The organism is Veillonella infantium (assembly GCF_002959895.1).
Classification (GTDB): Bacteria; Bacillota; Negativicutes; order Veillonellales; family Veillonellaceae; genus Veillonella; species Veillonella infantium.
The window spans coordinates 23,055-43,774 of the sequence record NZ_PPDD01000002.1 but is presented as its reverse complement, the minus strand read 5'-3'; the positions used below and the strand labels follow the sequence as shown (position 1 = coordinate 43,774).

Sequence of the window (20,720 nt, the reverse complement as noted above, 5' to 3'; positions counted from 1 at the left end):
ATAAATTTATATCTGTAGGGGATATTTATTTGCATTTTTCTATCTAAAATATGATATAATAAGTTGTATAAAATTAATTATTATTTTGGTTATATAAAGGACGTAACGATGTCTGATCAATACAATACAAATAACAATCAAAATACATATAGAAATAATGAACGTAGCGATAGCTTTGGTAGTAATGCTCGTTCTGCAGAACCAAATACACGGGTACTGTCTGATGATGAACGACGTGACTTTGATGGTGTAACTATTGAAGAGGTAGGAGACTCTGTTCATGTGGACTCTACACCTAGTAATATGAACGAAGAGTATCAACGCGGTGAAGAGTACAATCAATATGGCCCTCATGTTAAGGTGTATAGCTTTAATAGTACCAGCTGGCTGAGTCGTATTGTTTTAATTATCCTTCTAGCAATTGTTTTAGCAGCTGTAGTATTCTTTGGTGGCATTATCCTATCCGTAGTAGGTGTTGTCATATTAGTGGGGGCTATTGTTTCCTTTATCTTTGGCCTCTTTTAATGGTATAATATATATATTATGACTAGACGGTGGCTGAGCCATTCGATGATATAAAGGGGACCTATGAACGTAGTTTTATCCACATTAAACTCAAAATTTATACATTCCTCCCTGGCTTTGCGTTATCTCAAAGCCTATGGGCAGGCTCACGGACAGGCATACGATATAGTAGAATATACTATTAATATGCCTGTTTTACATATTCTTAGCGATATTACAGAGCGCAATATAGATGTATTGGGCTTTGCTTGCTATATCTGGAACATTGAAATGACCTTACATGTGGTAGACATGGTGAAAGCTGTTCGACCAGATATTAAAATTATCTTAGGCGGTCCAGAGGTATCTTTCACAGCCGATGAAATTCTAAATCGTTGCCATGCTGTAGACTATGTTGTACAAGGTGAAGGGGAAGAAGCCTTTTATCAACTTATTAGGGCCTTAACAAATGGCAAGGATGGCCTTACAGAGGAAATTGCTGGCGTTCGTGGCCGCCATATTTCTGGCCAACTCATGGGCTCTATTGAGACCGTAGAGGTTAAGGATCTCAGTACTATACCATTCCCATACGTGGAAGAGGATATGGTCGATTTAGAACATAAAATCATCTACTATGAGTCCTCTCGAGGATGTCCATTCTCCTGTCAGTATTGTTTATCTGGCAACAAGAATACGGTTCGATTCTTTCCACAAGAAAGAACATTAAAAGAGTTACAATGGTTTATGGATCATAAGGTAAAGCAAGTTAAATTTGTAGATCGAACTTTTAACTGTGCACCACATCACCATCGTCCGTTGATGGAATTTATGCGTGATGCTGATACAGAGACTAACTTCCATTTAGAAATGGAACCTGAGCTCATGACGGAATGGGAAACAAATATTCTCTGTGAAACACCACCTGGGCGTATTCAAATCGAAGTGGGCGTGCAAAGTACACATAAGAAAACTTTAGATGCTATTAATCGATATAACGATTGGCCGTACATTCAAAAGGCAATTCGTCCTATTATTGAGGCGGGACGCACACATGTACATATGGACTTAATTGTAGGCTTACCTTACGAAAATAAAGCTCGATTTGGATTATCCTTCAACGATTTATTTAGTTTACAACCTCATGCGCTGCAAATCGGTTTCTTGAAATTATTAAAAGGGTCTGGTGTACGCCGTATGGAGGAATACCAATATATTAGCGATCCTTTAGCGCCATATGAGGTACTAACCACTCATGTATTACCGTATAAAGATATACGTTTTTTAAAACACTTTGAAGATGTATTTGAACGCTTCTATAATAGTGAACGTTTTAGAACTGTCTTTGGCTATATTGGAAGCAAGCTCATAAAGGAACATACTGATACATCCATAACTGGTGAAGATACAGCAACAAATCATGTACCACCTATGAAAAAGTATGATCCTTCTAAAGTGGAGCCTAAAAAAGATGCCTTTTCTTATTTCTGTGAAATGACACAGGCTTGGCTCGATGCTGGAAATCATAAGGTTAATTTGAAAGATATCGACCAAATTGAGTTCTTGTATAATTTCTTCTTGTTTAAAGGTGACAAAGTAGCAGCCGAACTATTGCAATATGATACACTTGTTAGCTATCGTGGTAAGGTTCGCAGCGAAGCCGTTGGTTTGCCGAAGCAGACAAAAGAACTTTTACAAGAAGGGGAAGCATTCTGGCGCAACGAAGAGATTGCATCTCAGTATATTCCAGACTATACATTTAAAGAATGGCGTAAAATTCGCCAACAATATGTGGAAATGCCAATGTCTGAGGACACGGCACATGTATTAGGTATAGAAAATGTACCTAATACACCATTTACCGTAGTTATCGACGTTAATAAAGAGGTAAAACCCTTTATACGTCCTGAAATAGAGGCTTGTTAGTAATATAAACATAGTATTTTTGATAGTTGAAATATTACATAATAAGCGATGATTGGTTAGTTAAATAGGAGTGTTATGACCGATACAACGAGACCAAAGCGATACCGCATGGTATCTAAATATTATAAAGAAACCTATGGGGAAAAGGTTTATAAATTGCCTGTTGCGTTGCCCCTGACTTGTCCAAATCGAGATGGTTCGGCAGGCGTAGGGGGCTGTACCTTCTGTGGTGAAATCGGTGCGGGCTATGAAAATCGTCCTGCTTGGATGACAGTGCGCATGCAATTAGAGGAAAATATTGCTCACATAGGTCCTAAATATAAGGCGAAAAAATTTATACCTTATTATCAAAACTTTAGTAATACCTATTTGGGACTTGATGATTTTAAAAGCTATATGGAGCAAGGCTGTATTGATGAAGCTGTAGGCATTGCTATTGCTACGCGACCAGATTGTATTGCCGATGAATACCTAGAAATCTTGGCGGATATTCGTGATCGTTTTCAAAAAGATATCTATATTGAATTAGGCCTACAAACGGTTAATTATGATACATTAGAGAAAATTAATCGGGGTCATGATTTAGCACAGTTTATTGATGCTGTACTGCGCATTAAACGATACGGATTTAACATTACTACACATATGATTGTTAATCTTCCATGGGATACCATGAAAGATACCATCGAAGGGGCCCGTATCTTATCAGCCCTCGGTGTTGATCAAGTTAAATTACATGCCTTGTATATCGTAAAAAATACACTGATGGCCAAGTGGTATCAAGAAGGTCAGTTCACCTTAATCAGTGCTGAAGAATATGCTGATCGGGTTGTAAATTTTGTTCGTCATTTACATCCTGACATTGTATTACAACGTCTTGTAGGACGAGCACCTGAAGATAATACGCTCTTTACAAATTGGTCTATGGGCTGGTGGCGCGTACAAGATTTGATTGATGATAAATTAGACGAATTGGATGCCCATCAAGGTGATTTATGTGATTATTTAAACGGCAAAGCCGTTCGTAAGTTTATAGATTAGGAGGTTGTATGAGCGAACAAGTATTTACATTTCCTACATATGACCTAGCACAATCCATACTAGGTCAACATAATCGGTATTTGCATATGATGCTTGAAGTCATCTCTGTAGATGTAGTGGCACGTGGAGATACCGTGGTTATCAAGGGCGATGAAAAGCAAGTAGAGGCCCTTTATCGCACCTTAGAAGAACTAGTATTCCTATACAGAGAAGGTAGTACCATCACTGAGTCCCAAGTTCGTATTGCGGCCAAACTTGTAGCGAACGGTAAAGCTGATGCTGTACATACTATGTTTGAAGATACCTTATCTGTTAATATGCGCGGTAAAAATATTACGCCTAAAACGGAAGGTCAAAAATACTATGTAGATAGCATTCGCAAAAACACCATTACCTTTGGTATAGGTCCTGCTGGTACAGGTAAAACATTCCTAGCCGTAGCGTTAGCTGCATTCTATTTAAAAAACCGCAATGTTGATAAAATCATTTTGACTCGTCCTGCTGTAGAGGCTGGTGAACGATTAGGTTTCCTACCTGGTGAATTACAAGACAAGGTAGATCCTTATTTGCGACCTCTTTATGATGCATTACATGAAATGTTTGGCATCGAGCAAGTACAACGTTTTATGGAACGCGGTACTATTGAGGTAGCACCATTAGCATATATGCGTGGTCGTACCTTAGAAAATGCTTTCGTTATTCTTGACGAAGCTCAAAATACGACGGCTGAGCAGATGAAGATGTTCTTAACACGTCTAGGTAACAATTCTAAAATGGTAGTCAACGGTGATAAGACACAAATTGACTTGCCACCACGTGTTGTGTCTGGTCTTGGCGAGGCTGAAAAGGTATTGCGCCATGTGCCTGGTATTAATATGGTTTACTTTAGCGATCAAGACGTTGTTCGTCACGATTTAGTAGGCCGTATTGTAAAAGCTTACGATCAGTATCATGAACGTAAATTAGCTGGTGAGACTGCGGAAACTAACGCAGCATCTAAAGAGCATGTAGCGAAAGGATAAGCATGTATATAAATATTAGCTATGATGAAGGAATTCAAGAGGATTCCAATATTGAGGCTGTTATACGTAAGGTCTGTGATGAAGTGAGTCGCGTATATGGTCTTGAAGAAGATGAAATGAGTATTTTACTTTGCGATAATGCAAAGATTCACGAGCTCAATAAGGAATATCGCGGTATCGATAGACCTACCGATGTATTGTCCTTTGCCCTTAATGAAGGGGATGATTATGAAGGCAGTGAAGAGGAACATCACTTACTTGGTGATATGATTATTTCTTTAGAGCGCACTCGTGAACAGGCTATTGAATATGGACATAGCTTTGAACGAGAATTAGCGTACTTAACGACTCACAGTTGCTTACATATCTTAGGCTATGACCATATGAACGATGAAGATAAAAAAGAGATGCGTACTGAAGAAGAATTTATCTTAGGTAATCTCGGTTATGTGCGGGAGGATGCACCATATAATGAATAACAACGAACATTTCAAATCTGGCTTTGTAGCCGTTGTAGGTCGACCAAATGTCGGTAAATCTACCTTAATTAATGCCCTTATTGGTGATAAAATCGCTATCGTATCCGATAAGGCTCAAACAACGCGCAACCGTATTATCTGTGTATATACAGATGAAGCAAAACAAATCGTTTTCATGGATACACCAGGTGTACATAAGCCAAAACATAAATTAGGTGAATTCATGGTAGATGCTGCCATTGAGTCCTTGAAAGAAACGGAAGCTGTTTTATTTGTAGTGGCAGGCAACGAAAAACGCGGCCCTGGGGATAATTTCATTATTGAACAATTGAAACGTGTAAAAGTGCCTGTTTTCTTAGTCGTTAACAAGATTGACACTCTAAAAAAAGAGGAGCTTTTAGAAGCCATCGTGTCTTATCAAGATGCATATCCATTTGCAGGGGTTATTCCTATTTCTGCAAAGGATAAAGAGAACCTAAATGAAGTTCTACATGTATTAGAAGAAACATTACCGGAAGGTCCACAATACTTCCCAGAGGACATGATTACGGATCAACCAGAACGTCTTATCATTTCCGATATTGTTCGTGAAAAAATTCTATTGGCTACACGTGATGAAATCCCTCATGCTATCGCTGTAGATGTAGATGAAATGAAAACGCGTGATGATGGTACAACCTATATCCGTGCTACTATTTACTGTGAACGAGACTCTCAAAAGGGAATTATCATCGGTAAGAAAGGTGCCTTGTTGAAACAACTGGGTGCTGAAGCCCGTGTAGATATTCAAAAACTATTGGCTACAAAGGTGTACTTAGACCTTTGGGTTAAGGTTAAAAAGGATTGGCGCAATAAATCCGGCATGTTATCTGAACTTGGTTATAGAAAATAAATTCTGATATAATAATTACTAACTTGTTTTCCCTATTGTATGAAAGGAATTAAGATGGATAGTGTAGATGGCCTGTTACCCATAGGGTTTGGCCTTGTATGTATATTTTTAATTAACTTTTTTGTGGTCGCAAAGTTCTCCTTTGCCCGCCTTCGTAAAGAGCATGTTGAGGATATGGATATCCTTTTAGAGAAGGATCGAGAGTTTTTATTAAAACTCTATCAAAACCCTGAGTATTTTTTAAATACTACGCAGTTTTTGATTTTATTCTTTATTTTGGCTCTTGCTGGTACAGGCACCTATGTATTTGATAACATCGTAGATCAACTTGTAGCGGTATTTAATGTGCATAGTACATGGATGCACCTCGTACTAGATATACTTTTATTGCTATTAATTAGCTTAATCGTTTTAATCTTTGGTGAAATCGTACCTAAAGCATTGGGCTTATCGTTCCCAACAAAGTATGTAAATACCTATAGCCGCATCGTAGTAGCTGCTGGTCGTTTGGTATATCCGTTCATTTGGATTGCTAGCAAAATTTCCACTGTTATTTTGGGCTTTTACAAAACAAAATATTTAACAGAGCTAGACCTTGTGTACTCTGAAGAAGAAATCCGTATGATGATTTCTCGAAGTCATGAAGAAGGTCAACTAGACCAAGTAGAATCAGAGTTGATTGACAATGTTTTTAACTTTGTAGACCGTAGAGCTAAAGAGGTTATGGTACCGCGTCAAGATGTGGACTGTATTTTCGTTGAAGACGGTTACGATGAAGCAATGAAATTTATTCGTTCTAAGGCTCATACGCGTTACCCTCTATGTGTGGAGGATAAGGATCATATCATTGGTCTAGTTCATATTAAGGACCTCATGGAACGTCCTAACCAAGCGCGTAAGGATTTGCGTAATGTAAAACGAGATATCTTAACTGTGCCAGAGGTAATGAAGTTATCCACACTGCTACAATACATGAGAACTCGTCGTATCTATCAAGCTATTGTTGTAGATGAGTACGGTGGTATGGTTGGTCTCGTAGGCCTTGAAGATATTATCGAAGAGCTCGTTGGGGATATTCAAGACGAACATGAACCACACTTACCAGCTAAAATTGCTTATGCAGATGGATCCTTTGAGTTTGATGGTAAGGTCCTCGTAGACGAAGTAGAGGAAATGATGGACGTTGAAATCGACGATTCCGATTCTGATACAATTGGGGGCTATGTATTTGGTCTCTTAGAACGGACACCAATCGTTGGTGATACTGTGGATGCATTGGGATATACCTTTGAAGTAACACAAATGCAAGGCTATCGCGTATCCCGTATTAAAGTAACACCTTTACCTGAAGAGGAAATAACGGAAGAAGAACATGAAGAAGCTTAATGGTGGTTTTAACACGCCTGCCATCGTCATTAGTCGAAAAAAACATAAGCTATACTCTGTATTTACTTTTATCACACCTAGCTTAGGGATTATACGTGCATCTATACCGCATAAGCGCATGATGACCATGCGTAACAGTTCCTATTTACGTCCCTTTAGTGCCATGTATATAACGGTCGTATCTGATGGTGAATATGTAAATGTTACACAAATTGATGGTTCCTATGTGGTAGAATCATTAGATGTGAATTTAGATAATATTGCTTATGCTGCAGTGGCCAGTGAGCTCATTCAAGAACTTTTTGCTATGTATGATGTAGATCGCAAGGTGTTTGATACCGTTGTAAACTATTCCAAGCAAATACGGCGCCGCAATGTACAGCTAGGAACGATAATGCTAGGATGGCAATTACTATCCCTCGCAGGGGTTGTGCCTAGGGCTAATGCTTTTACTCATCAAGATGGTATTGATCCATTTTGGTTGCAGGTACGAGAAACGACGAATCTCAGTATTTCTCCTTCTGTAAAAGCTGGATTACCTCAAATTCTTTCTTACCAGTGGGGCGAAGACACGCCTATAGAACTTCCCAAAACAATATGGAAGGAACTAGAAAAACTACTATTTGCATACTGCGAGCAAGAAATAGGAAAACAACTACAAAGTGTTAAGTTTTTGAACTCCATAATTTAATGATAGTCAAAAGGCAGTTTGAGAAATCAAACTGCCTTTTTTACATGTTATGAGATGTTAAATGGAGATATCATTTTCCAGTAAGCATAACTACTATATATTTTCTGTATCTCAAGATACGTATGAAAAATATAATACTGATAGACAATTGTACATCTGTAGTTGACACTTTTAATAACAATTATTTATAATATAACAATGTTATATTATATGTTTTTATAGGAGGTCATTATGCAGCTTTTGGGAAATCTCAAAATACATTTTCTAGCGCTCGTGTTAACTGTAGTCGCTGAATTTATAGGCATAAAAAAACTAGGTCCTGTTGTATTATTGCCATTATTGTACACATTGATTCTAGGTTTATTAATTTCTATTCCTAAGTTTAAAATCCTAACCATTAAACAGATGGAAAAATCTGCCGATTATATCGGTATTGCCGTTATGATCTTGATGGTAAAAGTAGGTTTAGGTATTGGTCCAAATCTTGGTATTCTTACAAGTGCTGGCTGGGCATTGTTATTACAAGAGCTTGGTCATTTCTTTGGTACTATTGTATTTGGTTTACCTGTAGCATTATTAGTTGGTATGCGTCGAGAAGCAGTAGGTGCTTGTTATTCCGTAGACCGTGAGCCGAACGTAGCGATTATTATCGACAAATTTGGCTTTAGCTCTCCTGAGGGCCGTGGTGTTATGGGCATGTACATCTGTGGTGTTCTTATTGGCGCTATGTGGTCCTCCGTATTGGCTGGTATGTTGGCACAATCTGGTTGGTTCCATCCATTGGCATTAGCTATGGGTGCTGGTGTAGGTAGTGCTAGTATGATGGCTGCAGCTACGGCTCCAATCATTGCAGTATATCCAGATTATGAACAACAAATTATGGCTCTTGCTGGGGCTGCAAACTTGTTGACTACAGTATTAGGCGTATACTTCGGCCTATTTATTTCCTTACCGGTAATGGAAAAAGCTTACAACTTCTTTACTGGTCGTACACGTGAACAAGATTTAGCAGAGGAGGCAGCAAATCATGAGTAAAAGCGAAAAAATTACACAATTTGTCATCGTTATTTGTATTGCTGCTATCATTACTGCAGTAGGTAACGTAATGGACGGTAAACACCTATTTGGGGACAGCTTAATCGGCGTTGCCGTATTAGCATGTCTTGCTACTATTGGGGCTATGATTTCTTACTTGCCATATGCAAATAAATTGCCTATGGTATTCTGGGTTTCCTTAGTCGGTGTTGTTGCATCCTTACCAGGTATGCCTGGTCAAGAATGGATTATAGCTAAAACTAGCCAAGTTACATTCCTTGCTACTACAACACCAGTACTTGCTTATGCAGGTTTATCCTTAGGGAAAGACCTTGGTGCATTCCGTCGCTTATCTTGGCGCATTATTCCTGTTGCACTAGCTGTAACAGCAGGTACTTTCATCTGTGCAACAGCATTAGCCCAATTAGTACTTCACTTAGAAGGTTTAATTTAATACTAAATCATAATGTTAGATGTCTAAATTATGTTAAGATATAATTATAGATTTATATTTTAGAAGATATCTATACATCATGATGACATGATCGACCGTATTTTATACGGTCGATTTTATAAAGGAGATATTATGAGCCGTATGACAAAGGAAGAAGTAAAACAACGTGTTTGTAAAGCTATTGTTGATGCACAACCGCGTTTACGAGAATTGGCTGAATCTATTATGGCTGAACCTGAATTGGGTTTTAAAGAGGTGAAAACCTCTAAGAAGGTTCAAGCTATGTTTGATGAACTTGGCATTTCTTATACTACAGGGCATGCATTAACAGGTGTAAAAGGTAGAATGAATGGCCGAGATAGTAAATATACGGTTGCCATGGTGGGGGAATTAGATGCGATTCTCTGTCCTCGCCATCCTCGAGCTGATGATTTAACAGGGGCTGCTCATTGCTGTGGTCATAATGTACAAATTACCAATATGTTTGCTGTCGCTATGGGCTTACAAGCTGTGATGGATCAACTCGGTGGGGATGTCGTATTATTTGCTGTTCCAGCAGAGGAAATGATTGAAATTGATTACCGCAATAAATTGCGTGAACAAGGAAAACTGAAATATATGGGCGGCAAGCAACAGCTTATCTATGAAGGTGCTTTTGATGATATCGATATGGCTATGCAAATGCATGTGGAGACTGCCAAAACTCCAGCTGGTGAAATGGGGCTTGGTAGTACATCCAATGGTTTTGTATCAAAACTGATTGAATATCACGGCAAGGTAGCTCATGCCGCTCAAGCACCTCATGAAGGCATTAATGCTCTTAATGCTGCTTTGATGGGCGTTATGGGGGTTAACTCCATTCGTGAAACTTTCAAAGAAAGCGACTACTTCAGATTCCACCCAATCATTAATCAAGGAGGTACATTGGTTAACTGTGTGCCGGATTATGTTCAAGTTGAAAGCTATGTGCGTGCCTCTAATATTCAAGCTATTGTAGATGGTAACCATCGTGTTAACAGAGCCTTAAAAGCTGGTGGTGATGCAGTAGGAGCTACATGTGTTATCAAAGACCTACCTGGTTATTTACCGATGCGTAATGATGAACGTATGAATGCTCTATTACGAGAAAATTCAAATCCTATCTTTGGTGAAGCCAATGTATACCAAGGTCCACATATTACGGCTAGTACAGACATGGGGGACGTATCTCACTTGATGCCGGTTATCCATCCATGGGTTGGCTGTATCAGTGGTGTACTACACAGTGCAGAATACGAAATCTCTGTACCTGATGTAGCGTACATTAAAACAGCACAAGCCTTGGCTATGACAATCGTAGACTTATTATATGATGACGCAGCAGGTGCTAAAGACGTATTAGACAACTTTACACCAGCATTAAATACACAAAGCTATATTGAACTCTTAGATCGAATTGCTAAGGGTGAATAAAATAAACCACCTATCGAAGATGAATTGATTATCTTTGGTAGGTGGTTTACAATTTATTTATATAACTATAATGGTTCATTTAACTTTATATTCTCATATATTATATAAGGAAAATTAGTATATTTTAGAGGCGATTATGAAAGAGAATATTGCTTTACTACTTGCTATCTTGTATCTAATCTATAGATTTAAGACATATAAAAAAACAAATAAAATAATAGAAGACAGAATAGAAAATGTTCACAAGCCATACTTTAAACGTGTACGAGATGTTTTAGGGTGTTCTGAAGAAGAGGCAGAGAAGGTCGGATTAGCATTAGACAAATATTTTGTACCCTTAGAAAGTAAATTCTATAAAATTGATGATAGTACTTACTCATTTGTTGATGCAGGCGGCCTTAAAGGAACATTTTCAATAGATCAAAACTATAATTTATTGACATTAGTTTATAACGATGTTGATTTATTAGCTTTACATCAGGTTTAAAAATCTATAATTAATATTATGAAAGAAATAATACTGTATGTAGTAAATATAATATTATTAAATTTATTTTTTGTTTTTTAGGTGAAAATTAAAATGGTTACTATTAAAAAAATATTTTTCTATGCATTTGCATTATTCAATTTAATTTCTCTTATATATAGTATGGGATATGATTATATGACCGGTGCCGAAATCCATTATGATTTCTATGGAGCATTTTTCGTTTGTTGGGTAATATTCTTTGGCATATTGAAGGCAATTTTAGGCATATAAATAGTATTAATTCAAAACTTGAGGTTTGGATAAATGATACAGCTAGCATTTTATTTGATCTTTTTGATTCTATTATTCTCTATTATGGGAAAAATAATATATGATTATCGTGGCGCTAAACAACTTCCAATTCCGATGACTTATAAAAGATGGCCTGGTGAATTGGGTTGGGTCAAGATGGCTAAAAATGTTAATGGTGTTGAGATACACTATGTTTATAACAAAAATACGCAACAATTTGATGATTTCAAATTTAAATAAGAGGTGTTCTAATGAATGATATAAAAATTGATTTGATAGAAAAATTTGATGATTGGTATAAGTTTTCTGTCTATATGAAGGCAGGGGATTTTTCAGGTAGGACTAACTTTGGCATAATGATTAGTGACTATGAGAAATTAATTTGTGATATTGAAAAGATGTATGTGGAGTTGGAAGGGGAGTTTTTAATAAATTATGAACATTCTGATGACTATGTAAAAGCACAATTTAAGAAATATGGACATTTAGAAATTTCAGCACAATTAGGAGGATCGTGGAATGATAATTTTGTAAAATTATTAATGTATACAGATCAAACAATGCTTCCCATAATTCTTCAACAGTTAAAACAGTTAAGTAGATAAAAAATGTTGACTTTAAAGCAATTACAATTTTCTTTATAAAGTTAATAAATTTGTGATTAGCAAACTCTCTAATTTTAAGTATCCATATGATGAATATATTAATATTCTATGCAGATATGAGTAATTGGCAACGTATACTAGGTTGTGGTAGTGTTGTTCTTTTAATTATTAAATTCTTATATGTAAAGTACTTTTATTAATTCCCGTTAATTTATATCTGTGTTGACATTCATCCCCCTGTATTGCTACAATATTGTGTATAATATATGCGATGAAGCAGAGTAGTAAACCTCTCTAGCGAGTGAGGATGGTGTAAGCTCACATTTGGTTGAAGGCGCTGTAGAGCATTGGCAGGAACGCAGGTATCTGTTAGTAAAGGCCAACATAGAAAAAAGAGGGCGCAAGCCAAATAGGGTGGAACCGCGGGTATACTCGTCCCTGTAACGTTTTTCGTTACAGGGACTTTTTTGTTTGTAACGAAATGGTTGATTTTATGTCGGTTGTGTAAAGTGGAGGCAGCAATGACATTTCAAGAGATTATTTTAAATCTACAAAAATTCTGGAGCGATCAAGGTTGTATCGTTCAAAATCCATATGACATCGAAAAGGGTGCAGGTACAATGAACCCTGCTACATTCTTGCATGCTATTGGTCCTGAACCATGGGCTGTATGTTATGTAGAGCCTTCTCGTCGTCCAGCAGACGGTCGTTATGGTGATAACCCTAACCGTTTGTTCCAACATCATCAATTCCAAGTTATTGTGAAACCATCTCCTGATAACATCCAAGAATTATACTTACAATCCTTGGCAACACTTGGTATTCACGCTGAAGATCACGATATCCGTTTTGTAGAGGATAACTGGGAATCTCCAACATTAGGTGCTTGGGGCCTTGGTTGGGAAGTATGGCTCGACGGTATGGAAGTAACGCAGTTTACATATTTCCAACAAGTTGGTTCCATCGATTGCAAACCAGTTTCCGTAGAAATTACATATGGTTTAGAACGTTTAGCTATGTACATTCAAGGCGTAGAAAACGTATATGATCTTAAATGGAATGAAAACGTTACATACGGCGATGTTTGGCATGCTAACGAAGTTGAGCAATCCGTATATAACTTTGAATTAGCTGATACAGATATGCTTTTCAAATTGTTTGATATGTACGAAGCAGAAGCAAAACGCGTTTGCGGCGCAGGGTATGTATTACCAGCTTATGATTATGTTTTGAAATGTTCCCACACATTCAACTTGCTTGATTCTCGTGGCGCTATTTCCATCAGCGAACGTACGGCTTTCATCGGCCGCGTACGTGCATTAGCTCGTATTTGTGCGCAACAATACCTCGCTAAACGCGAAGAATTAGGATTCCCACTTTTGAAAGGAGATAAATAAGATGGCAAAGGATTTATTATTTGAAATCGGTGCAGAAGAAATTCCTGCCGGCTTTATGCCAAATATCTTAGGTCAATTGAAAACATTGGCTGAAACAAAACTAAATGATGCCCATCTTCCTTTTGAAAGCATCGCAACATACGGTACACCACGTCGTTTGGCTCTTATCGTTAAAGGTCTTGCTGATACATCTGCTGAAATCAGTGAACGCCATAAAGGCCCTTCTGCATCCATCGCATACGATGCTGACGGCAATGCTACAAAAGCAGCTATCGGCTTTGCTCGTGGTAAAGGTCTTGATGTAGCTGATCTCGTTGTAGAAGACGGCTATATTTACGCTGAAACTAAAACGGCAGGCGTACCTGCAAAAGATATTGTTACAGACATGTTGCCACAATTGATAACAGGTCTTAACTTCCCTAAATCTATGCATTGGGGCAATTTAGATGCTAAATTCGTACGTCCTGTACGTTGGCTTGTAGCATTACTTGATGAAGACGTAATTCCTGTAGAATTTGCTACTGTAAAATCTGGTAATGTAACACGTGGTCATCGCTTCTTAGGTGCTGATGAAATCACTATCAAAAATGCAGCATCCTATGTAGACACATTAAAAGAAAACTTTGTTATGGTTGATCAAGACGCACGTCGTGAGTTGATCTCCAAACAATTACATGATATTGCAGCTTCTAAAAATGCATCTATCGTTTGGGATGATGATTTGTTAGAAGAAATCAACTATCTTGTTGAATGGCCTACAGCATTGTGCGGCGGCTTTGAAGAGTCCTACTTGGCACTTCCTGATGCAGCTATCATTACTCCAATGAAAGACCATCAACGTTATTTCCCATTGGTTGACCAAGAGGGCAAATTATTGCCAATGTTTTTAACAGTTCGTAACGGTTCCGATCATTCCATCGAAGTAGTTCAAGCTGGTAACGAACGTGTATTGCGCGCACGTCTTGATGATGCTAAATTCTTCTTTAACGAAGACCGCAAAAAACCTCTTATCGACCGTCAAGATGGTTTGACTAAAATCGTATTCCAAGAAGGTCTTGGTAACTTAGCAGATAAAACTGAACGTTTACTTAAATTGGGCCGTGTATTTGGTGAAGAATGTGGCTTGCACGAAGATGCAGCTGTTGTATTAGAACGTGCTACAGAGCTTGCTAAAACTGACCTTACAACTGGTATGGTTACAGAGTTCACTGAATTACAAGGTGTAATGGGTAAAGAGTACGCATTGCTCGATGGTGAATCTCCTGAGGTAGCAGAAGCTATTTTCGAACAATATTTACCACGCTTTGCAGGCGATGTATTGCCTCAAACAGAAGCAGGTAAAGTATTGTCCATCATCGATAAAGTTGATAACATCGTTGCTACTTTCAGCCGTGGCTTAATCCCTACAGGTTCTCAAGATCCATATGCATTGCGTCGTCAAACAATTGGTATCTTGAACATCTTGCTTGGTAGCGAATGGAATATTAGCTTGCGTCCAATCTTCAAAGCATCTATGGAATTATTGAATGTAGCTGCTGACAAACAAGAAGAATTGCTTAACCAAGTTGAAGAGTTCTTCACACTTCGTTTGAAAAACATCTTCCTTGATCGCGAAGTACCTCATCATGTTATCGACTTATTGTTGTCCAACAACGAATTGTCCGTTGCTGATGCTGAAGGTCTTGTAAATGCATTGTTAGCAAATCGCATCGATGAAAATGTTGAGCTTGTTCAAGCTTATACTCGTATGTACAATCTTGTAAAAGATGTGGAATATACAGGTGTTAATAGCGACTTATTGAAAGAAGATGCTGAAAAAGCATTATTCGAAGCTGCTTCTAAAGCTTCCGAAGCAAGCCTTGCTGCATGGGAAGCAAATGATTACACTGCAGTTGTAGCGGTTCCTGCTACTTTAGTTCCAGCCATCAACAAATTCTTTGAAGATGTAATGGTTATGGACAAAGATGAAGCTATTAAAGCTAACCGTTTACAACTCGTTCGTTTAGCTTATAGTGTAATGGCTATTATCGGCGACATTAGTGCATTAAAATAATATATTGGGTAAAAGATAGATAAAACTTTTACAGTAATATATGAAAGAAGAGGTACCATTGGTACCTCTTTTTGCTTTTACGAAGAATATACAAATTTTATGCAGGATTTTTTGAGACTATGGCGAATATCTTATAATATACAAAGTTGTATGAGGAGATAACTGTCATGAATCATGATGAATTATATAAAGCCTTATGTAAGGTGCCAAATGGTAAAGAAAAGTCTCGTGATAAAATAATTATAGAATTATATATGCGATCTGAAGGGGCATCTCAAAAACAATTAGTAGATGCTCTTAATATGCGTCCTGCTACAGTATCAGAGCAGACCGATATTCTTATTGAATTAGGGTATGTAACAAAGCATATCGATTATATGGATAAACGAATTTCCGTAGTAGGGCTTACTGAAGAGGGGAAACGATTAGGTAAGTCATTATTACATTCATATGACCAATTTCTTAATGTACTATTTTCTGATTTTTCTGATGATGAAAAAGATGATTTATACCGCTTGTTAGGTAAGTTAAAGCGTCCAATTTTAAGTAAATAATTAGTTTCTCAAAATTATATAGAAAATACTTGCGAACAGTACGTGATTTATGATAATATATTTCTGTTAATTTGAGACAGTCCGCTGCCTATAAGGTGTAGGTATTGAATGTCTGCAAACAGGAGGAAACAATGAACATTATTAACGTACTTGAACAAGAACAACTTCGTACAGACATCCCTACTTTCCGCGCTGGTGACACAGTTCGCGTACACGTAAAAGTAGTGGAAGGTTCTCGTGAACGTATCCAAGTATTCGAAGGTTTGGTAATTAAACGTCAAAACGGTGGCGTACGTGAAACTTTCACAGTTCGTCGTATTGCATCCGGTGTAGGTGTAGAACGTACATTCCCACTTCACAGCCCACGCTTAGCTAAAATCGAAGTTATGCGTCGTGGTGTTGTTCGTCGTGCTAAATTGTACTACTTACGTAACCTTACTGGTAAAGCTGCTCGTATTCGCGAAAAACGCTAATGTTCATAAAAGGCTGCCGTTGGCAGCCTTTTATTTTTGCTAAAATTTAGATATGAAAGGAAATACTATGGCAGATTCACCTATTGTACATTGGTTCCCTGGGCATATGGCGAAAGCTACACGTATGATTACGGAGTATATCAAAAAGGTAGATGTAGTTATCGAGTTACTAGATGCGCGTATTCCTCGTTCTAGTGCAAACCCTGTAATCACAGAGCTGGTTGGTCAGAAACCTCATATCGTACTGTTAAATAAAGTAGATTTAGCAGATCCTAAAGCTACAAAGGAATGGACTGAATTCTTTACTAAACAAGGCATTACGGTATTGGCTATTGATTCTAAGTCTGGCAAGGGTAATAAGAAGTTAATATCTACTGTAGAGCGTTTGAGCAAGCCTATCATCGATCGTTGGGTAGCAAAAGGCATTCGTAGTCGTTCTGTACGTACTATTATTTTAGGTATTCCTAATGTAGGTAAATCTACGTTAATTAACTCCTTAGCTGGCTCTGCAGCAACACGTACAGCTAACAAGGCTGGTCATACACGTGGTCAACAATGGGTTAAAATTGGTAAGAACCTTGAATTGCTCGATACACCAGGCGTATTATGGCCTAAATTAGAGGACCAACGCGCAGCGGCTCGCCTTGCTATGACGGGTGCTGTTTCTGATGATGTGTACGACTTAGAGCATGTTATTAAACAGCTAATTAATCACTTATTGACGAATACACCAAATATTTTGGTTGAACGTTATAAATTAAAAGAAGAAGAGATGACAGATGTGGATACTATTCTTGAAAGCATCGGTCGTCGTCGTGGTTGTCTCGTTAGTGGTGGCGTAGTAGATTTTGATAAAGCTCGCCGCATTATCTTGCAAGACTACCGCAATACTAAACTAGGTACAATTACTCTCGATAAAGTTGATGAAGAACCATACTATCCTGAAAACGGTGAGGACCCGCAAAATGGATAAGGATACATTTAGTAAATTAAAAGTGGCAGATATAAAAGCTCTTTTTGAAACTGAACAAGCCTTAGAGATTTTGTCTTTAGCCCAAGAGGACGATCGTAGTTCTGTACAAAAATTGGCTGCTTCTTACATTAAGCGTCAAGAAAAAGAGCTAAAAGAACAACAACGTTTGATGAGTATGTATGACTATGAAGGCATGTTCTATGATCAAGGTATGTATCATGTAGCTGGTGTCGATGAGGTAGGTCGTGGCCCTATTGCGGGGCCTGTAACGGTAGCTGCCGTTATATTGCCACCTATGACATTGATTCCTGGTTTAAATGACTCTAAAAAGCTAACTGAAGAAAAGCGTGAAGCCCTCTACGATATCATCATGAAAGAAGCCGTAGCCGTGAGCTGTATTTCCTACGGTCCAGAAAAGATTGATGAACTCAATATCTACGAAGCAACGCGACAAGCGATGTATGAGGCGATTCGAACTCTCAGCGTACCAGCGGAAGCAGTAGTAGCCGATGCTATGAAATTGCCTGATTTAACGATTCCTGTGGAATCTATCATTAAAGGTGATAGTAAAAGCGCTAATATTGCGGCTGCATCCATCATAGCAAAGGTTACGCGAGATCGATATATGAAGAGCCTTGATGACGAATACCCTGGTTATGGATTTGGTATTCATAAAGGCTATTATACGGAGTTACATAAAGAAGCTGTTGAACAACAAGGTGTAACACCATTACATCGCAAGAGCTTTGAACCTATTAAATCTATCGTACGTTGGGTTAAACCTGAGTGATTATAGTAAGGTAGATTTATTATACAAATTGTATATAGTTTATAACCGTAAAGAGGTTCCTATTGGTCACCGATGTGACTATTAGGAACCTCTTTTCTATTTACTTTTACAGTCGCCATATTCTACGCTACAAGTAAGTGTTACCTGTTGAAAGTTTAGATGTAGATTGAGTGATAACTATTCTATAAATTATTGTAGTTACTACACGTAAATAGGAGGTATATATGAAAACGATTAGTACAGGTAAAGCATTCAATGAACTCGATTCCAAGGAACTGGGAAAATGGGGGGAACGGGTGGCCATTAAATATATAGAAAAAATAGGCCTTACCGTAGTAGATACGAATTATCGAACTAAATTAGGTGAAATTGATATCATTGCTAAACGTGATTTAGTGTATCACTTTATTGAAATTAAAGCCCGTCGTGGAATGCAGCATGGATTGGCTCGAGAGGCGGTCACAAAGAAGAAACAGAAGCATATTAAACGGGCAGCCATGTTATTTCTCTATGATCTACATCAGAAAAGACGGCGCTGGAAAGAGTTATCTTTTGATGTAATCGAAGTGTACTTGCATGAAGACTTTCAAAGTTCCATTCATTATTTGCCGCAGTGCTTTTAGAGAGGTTACCTATGTATGCAAAACTATATGGAGCCACCTTACATGGTATAGATGGATGTGTTATTACGGTTGAGGTCGATATATCGCAGGGGTTACCTGTCTTTGATATCGTAGGATTACCAAATCAGTCCGTAAAAGAAGCTCGTGAACGTGTGAGGGCTGCTATTAAAAATAGTGGATATGACTTCCCTATGAGGCGTATCGTAGTAAACCTAGCACCTGCTACGATTCGTAAAAGTAGCGCAGGACTCGATTTAGCGATTGCTCTAGGGATTCTCGTTGCATCGGGGCAGTTAAAAGGGCGTAAAGCTAATATTTCAGCTTTATTGAATAGATGTCTATTTATGGGTGAGCTATCCTTAGATGGTTCACTGCTACCGACCTTTGGCACCTTGGCGATGTCATTGGCAGGGTTAGAAGCTAATTATTCTACTATATATACAAGCGTAGAAAATGGATATAATCTAAAAGCTATTCCAAATCTTACTATATATGGCGAGTCTTCATTACAAAATATTATTACCGTCTTAGAAAATCAGGTTAAATCTAAATCTATTTCAACTTCCAAAAAGGTAAAAATAGGGAAAAATCAAGATGAGATATTAACAGATACGATGGATAATAAAAACCATAATACTACGTATGATGTAGATTTTGGTGATGTACAAGGTCAAGAGCTTGGTAAACGCGCCATGCTCATTAGTGCTGCAGGTCATCATCATTGTATTATGATAGGTCCTCCCGGTGGTGGTAAAACGATGATGGCCGAACGATTACCTACCATATTGCCACCGATGTCTTGGAATGAAATGGTTGAGGTCAGTCGTATACAAGATGTGATCGGTTTACTCGGTGATAATGGACTCGTTAGAAATAGGCCTTTTAGGCATCCACATCATACGGCGACTTTGGCGAGTATGGTGGGTGGAGGTATACAAGGACGCCCTGGAGAAGTCACACTTGCTCATGGAGGTGTTTTATTTATGGATGAAGCACCAGAGTTTCAGCGTCAAGTTATTGATGCTCTAAGGCAACCATTAGAGTCTCGCACAATTACTATCAACAGGTCTCAAGGCAATTATATATATCCGGCAAATTTTATTTGTATATTGGCTGCAAATCCATGTCCCTGTGGTTACTATCATGATCCCCATAGGGAATGCATATGTTCTGAAACGATGGTCAAAAACTATCAGCAACGACTATCGGGGCCTATTATGGACCGTATTGATTTACATATTCCCGTTGAAAGGCCTACATTAGAACAATTATTAGATCATTCCACGTCTACCATGACAAGTGAAAGCATGAGACAACAAGTGATTATGGCAACTGCTTTGCAAGAAAAACGTTATGAAGGCTTAGAGTTTAACTCTAATGGAGCTGTACCTCATAAGGCTATAGGTGAGTTATGTAATATTACCTATAAGTCTTGGAGTGTTTTAGGTAATATATTTGACCACTTTCATTTAAGTGGACGTGCCTTTGATCGCATATTAAAGGTAGCCCGTACTATAGCTGACCTTGAAGGAAACCCACAAGTGGAGCCTCATCATATTTCTGAGGCTATGTTGTTTAGAACAGGTAAATAG

The 20,720-nt window shown here is 38.0% G+C and carries 22 protein-coding genes; all 22 read left to right on the top strand.

Annotated features, from left to right (window positions below):
* The first annotated feature begins 108 nt into the window (after positions 1–108).
* Positions 109–525 (top strand): transcriptional regulator, encoded by a 417-nt coding sequence (locus VCHSUH03_RS01530; protein WP_105093833.1) that lies wholly within the window; start codon positions 109–111, stop codon positions 523–525.
* A 63-nt stretch (positions 526–588) separates the two neighbouring features.
* A complete protein-coding gene (locus VCHSUH03_RS01525) occupies positions 589–2,427 on the top strand; it encodes a B12-binding domain-containing radical SAM protein (RefSeq protein ID WP_105093832.1) in 1,839 nt (612 codons plus the stop codon).
* A gap of 75 nt (positions 2,428–2,502) precedes the next feature.
* A complete protein-coding gene (gene mnmL / locus VCHSUH03_RS01520) occupies positions 2,503–3,468 on the top strand; it encodes a tRNA modification radical SAM protein MnmL/YtqA (RefSeq protein ID WP_105093831.1) in 966 nt (321 codons plus the stop codon).
* A gap of 8 nt (positions 3,469–3,476) precedes the next feature.
* On the top strand, positions 3,477–4,490 hold the full coding sequence (locus VCHSUH03_RS01515) for a PhoH family protein (RefSeq protein WP_005386516.1): 1,014 nt from the start codon (positions 3,477–3,479) through the stop codon (positions 4,488–4,490).
* Between the two features lie 2 nt (positions 4,491–4,492).
* A complete protein-coding gene (gene ybeY, locus VCHSUH03_RS01510) occupies positions 4,493–4,969 on the top strand; it encodes an rRNA maturation RNase YbeY (RefSeq protein WP_105093830.1) in 477 nt (158 codons plus the stop codon).
* Positions 4,962–5,861 (top strand): GTPase Era, encoded by a 900-nt coding sequence (gene era / locus VCHSUH03_RS01505; RefSeq protein ID WP_105093829.1) that lies wholly within the window; start codon positions 4,962–4,964, stop codon positions 5,859–5,861. The genes ybeY and era overlap by 8 nt, the downstream gene beginning before the upstream one ends.
* 54 nt (positions 5,862–5,915) lie before the next feature.
* Complete coding sequence (locus VCHSUH03_RS01500; RefSeq protein ID WP_105089242.1) at positions 5,916–7,247, top strand: hemolysin family protein; 1,332 nt, start codon at positions 5,916–5,918, stop codon at positions 7,245–7,247.
* A complete protein-coding gene (gene recO / locus VCHSUH03_RS01495) occupies positions 7,234–7,938 on the top strand; it encodes a DNA repair protein RecO (protein ID WP_105093828.1) in 705 nt (234 codons plus the stop codon). The genes VCHSUH03_RS01500 and recO overlap by 14 nt, the downstream gene beginning before the upstream one ends.
* Positions 7,939–8,169: 231 nt before the next feature.
* Positions 8,170–8,973: a DUF3100 domain-containing protein gene (locus VCHSUH03_RS01490; protein WP_105093827.1), complete on the top strand. Its 804-nt coding sequence runs from the start codon at positions 8,170–8,172 to the stop codon at positions 8,971–8,973.
* On the top strand, positions 8,966–9,427 hold the full coding sequence (locus tag VCHSUH03_RS01485) for a hypothetical protein (protein WP_105093826.1): 462 nt from the start codon (positions 8,966–8,968) through the stop codon (positions 9,425–9,427). Before VCHSUH03_RS01490 ends, VCHSUH03_RS01485 begins: the two co-directional genes overlap by 8 nt.
* 132 nt (positions 9,428–9,559) lie before the next feature.
* Positions 9,560–10,879 carry an amidohydrolase gene (locus VCHSUH03_RS01480; RefSeq protein ID WP_105093825.1) on the top strand — a complete coding sequence of 440 codons (1,320 nt, stop codon included), beginning with the start codon at positions 9,560–9,562 and terminating at the stop codon, positions 10,877–10,879.
* A gap of 136 nt (positions 10,880–11,015) precedes the next feature.
* Positions 11,016–11,366: a hypothetical protein gene (locus tag VCHSUH03_RS01475; RefSeq protein WP_174683253.1), complete on the top strand. Its 351-nt coding sequence runs from the start codon at positions 11,016–11,018 to the stop codon at positions 11,364–11,366.
* Between the two features lie 306 nt (positions 11,367–11,672).
* Positions 11,673–11,900, top strand: coding sequence for a hypothetical protein (locus VCHSUH03_RS01465; protein ID WP_105093822.1), 228 nt, complete (start codon positions 11,673–11,675; stop codon positions 11,898–11,900).
* A gap of 11 nt (positions 11,901–11,911) precedes the next feature.
* A complete protein-coding gene (locus VCHSUH03_RS01460; RefSeq protein ID WP_105093821.1) occupies positions 11,912–12,265 on the top strand; it encodes a WapI family immunity protein in 354 nt (117 codons plus the stop codon).
* Positions 12,266–12,786: 521 nt separating this feature from the next.
* Positions 12,787–13,662: a glycine--tRNA ligase subunit alpha gene (glyQ, locus tag VCHSUH03_RS01455; protein WP_105093820.1), complete on the top strand. Its 876-nt coding sequence runs from the start codon at positions 12,787–12,789 to the stop codon at positions 13,660–13,662.
* Between the two features lies 1 nt (position 13,663).
* Complete coding sequence (gene glyS / locus VCHSUH03_RS01450; RefSeq protein WP_105093819.1) at positions 13,664–15,715, top strand: glycine--tRNA ligase subunit beta; 2,052 nt, start codon at positions 13,664–13,666, stop codon at positions 15,713–15,715.
* Positions 15,716–15,882: 167 nt separating this feature from the next.
* On the top strand, positions 15,883–16,269 hold the full coding sequence (locus tag VCHSUH03_RS01445; protein WP_005386549.1) for a MarR family winged helix-turn-helix transcriptional regulator: 387 nt from the start codon (positions 15,883–15,885) through the stop codon (positions 16,267–16,269).
* A gap of 131 nt (positions 16,270–16,400) precedes the next feature.
* Positions 16,401–16,742, top strand: coding sequence for a 50S ribosomal protein L19 (rplS, locus tag VCHSUH03_RS01440; protein ID WP_005377523.1), 342 nt, complete (start codon positions 16,401–16,403; stop codon positions 16,740–16,742).
* Positions 16,743–16,809: 67 nt separating this feature from the next.
* On the top strand, positions 16,810–17,715 hold the full coding sequence (ylqF, locus tag VCHSUH03_RS01435) for a ribosome biogenesis GTPase YlqF (protein ID WP_105093818.1): 906 nt from the start codon (positions 16,810–16,812) through the stop codon (positions 17,713–17,715).
* The gene (locus tag VCHSUH03_RS01430) at positions 17,708–18,505 is read left to right on the top strand and encodes a ribonuclease HII (protein WP_105093817.1); all 798 of its coding nucleotides are present in this window, start codon (positions 17,708–17,710) and stop codon (positions 18,503–18,505) included. The genes ylqF and VCHSUH03_RS01430 overlap by 8 nt, the downstream gene beginning before the upstream one ends.
* A gap of 224 nt (positions 18,506–18,729) precedes the next feature.
* Positions 18,730–19,128 carry a YraN family protein gene (locus VCHSUH03_RS01425; protein ID WP_105093816.1) on the top strand — a complete coding sequence of 133 codons (399 nt, stop codon included), beginning with the start codon at positions 18,730–18,732 and terminating at the stop codon, positions 19,126–19,128.
* An 11-nt stretch (positions 19,129–19,139) separates the two neighbouring features.
* Positions 19,140–20,720 (top strand): YifB family Mg chelatase-like AAA ATPase, encoded by a 1,581-nt coding sequence (locus VCHSUH03_RS01420; RefSeq protein ID WP_105093815.1) that lies wholly within the window; start codon positions 19,140–19,142, stop codon positions 20,718–20,720.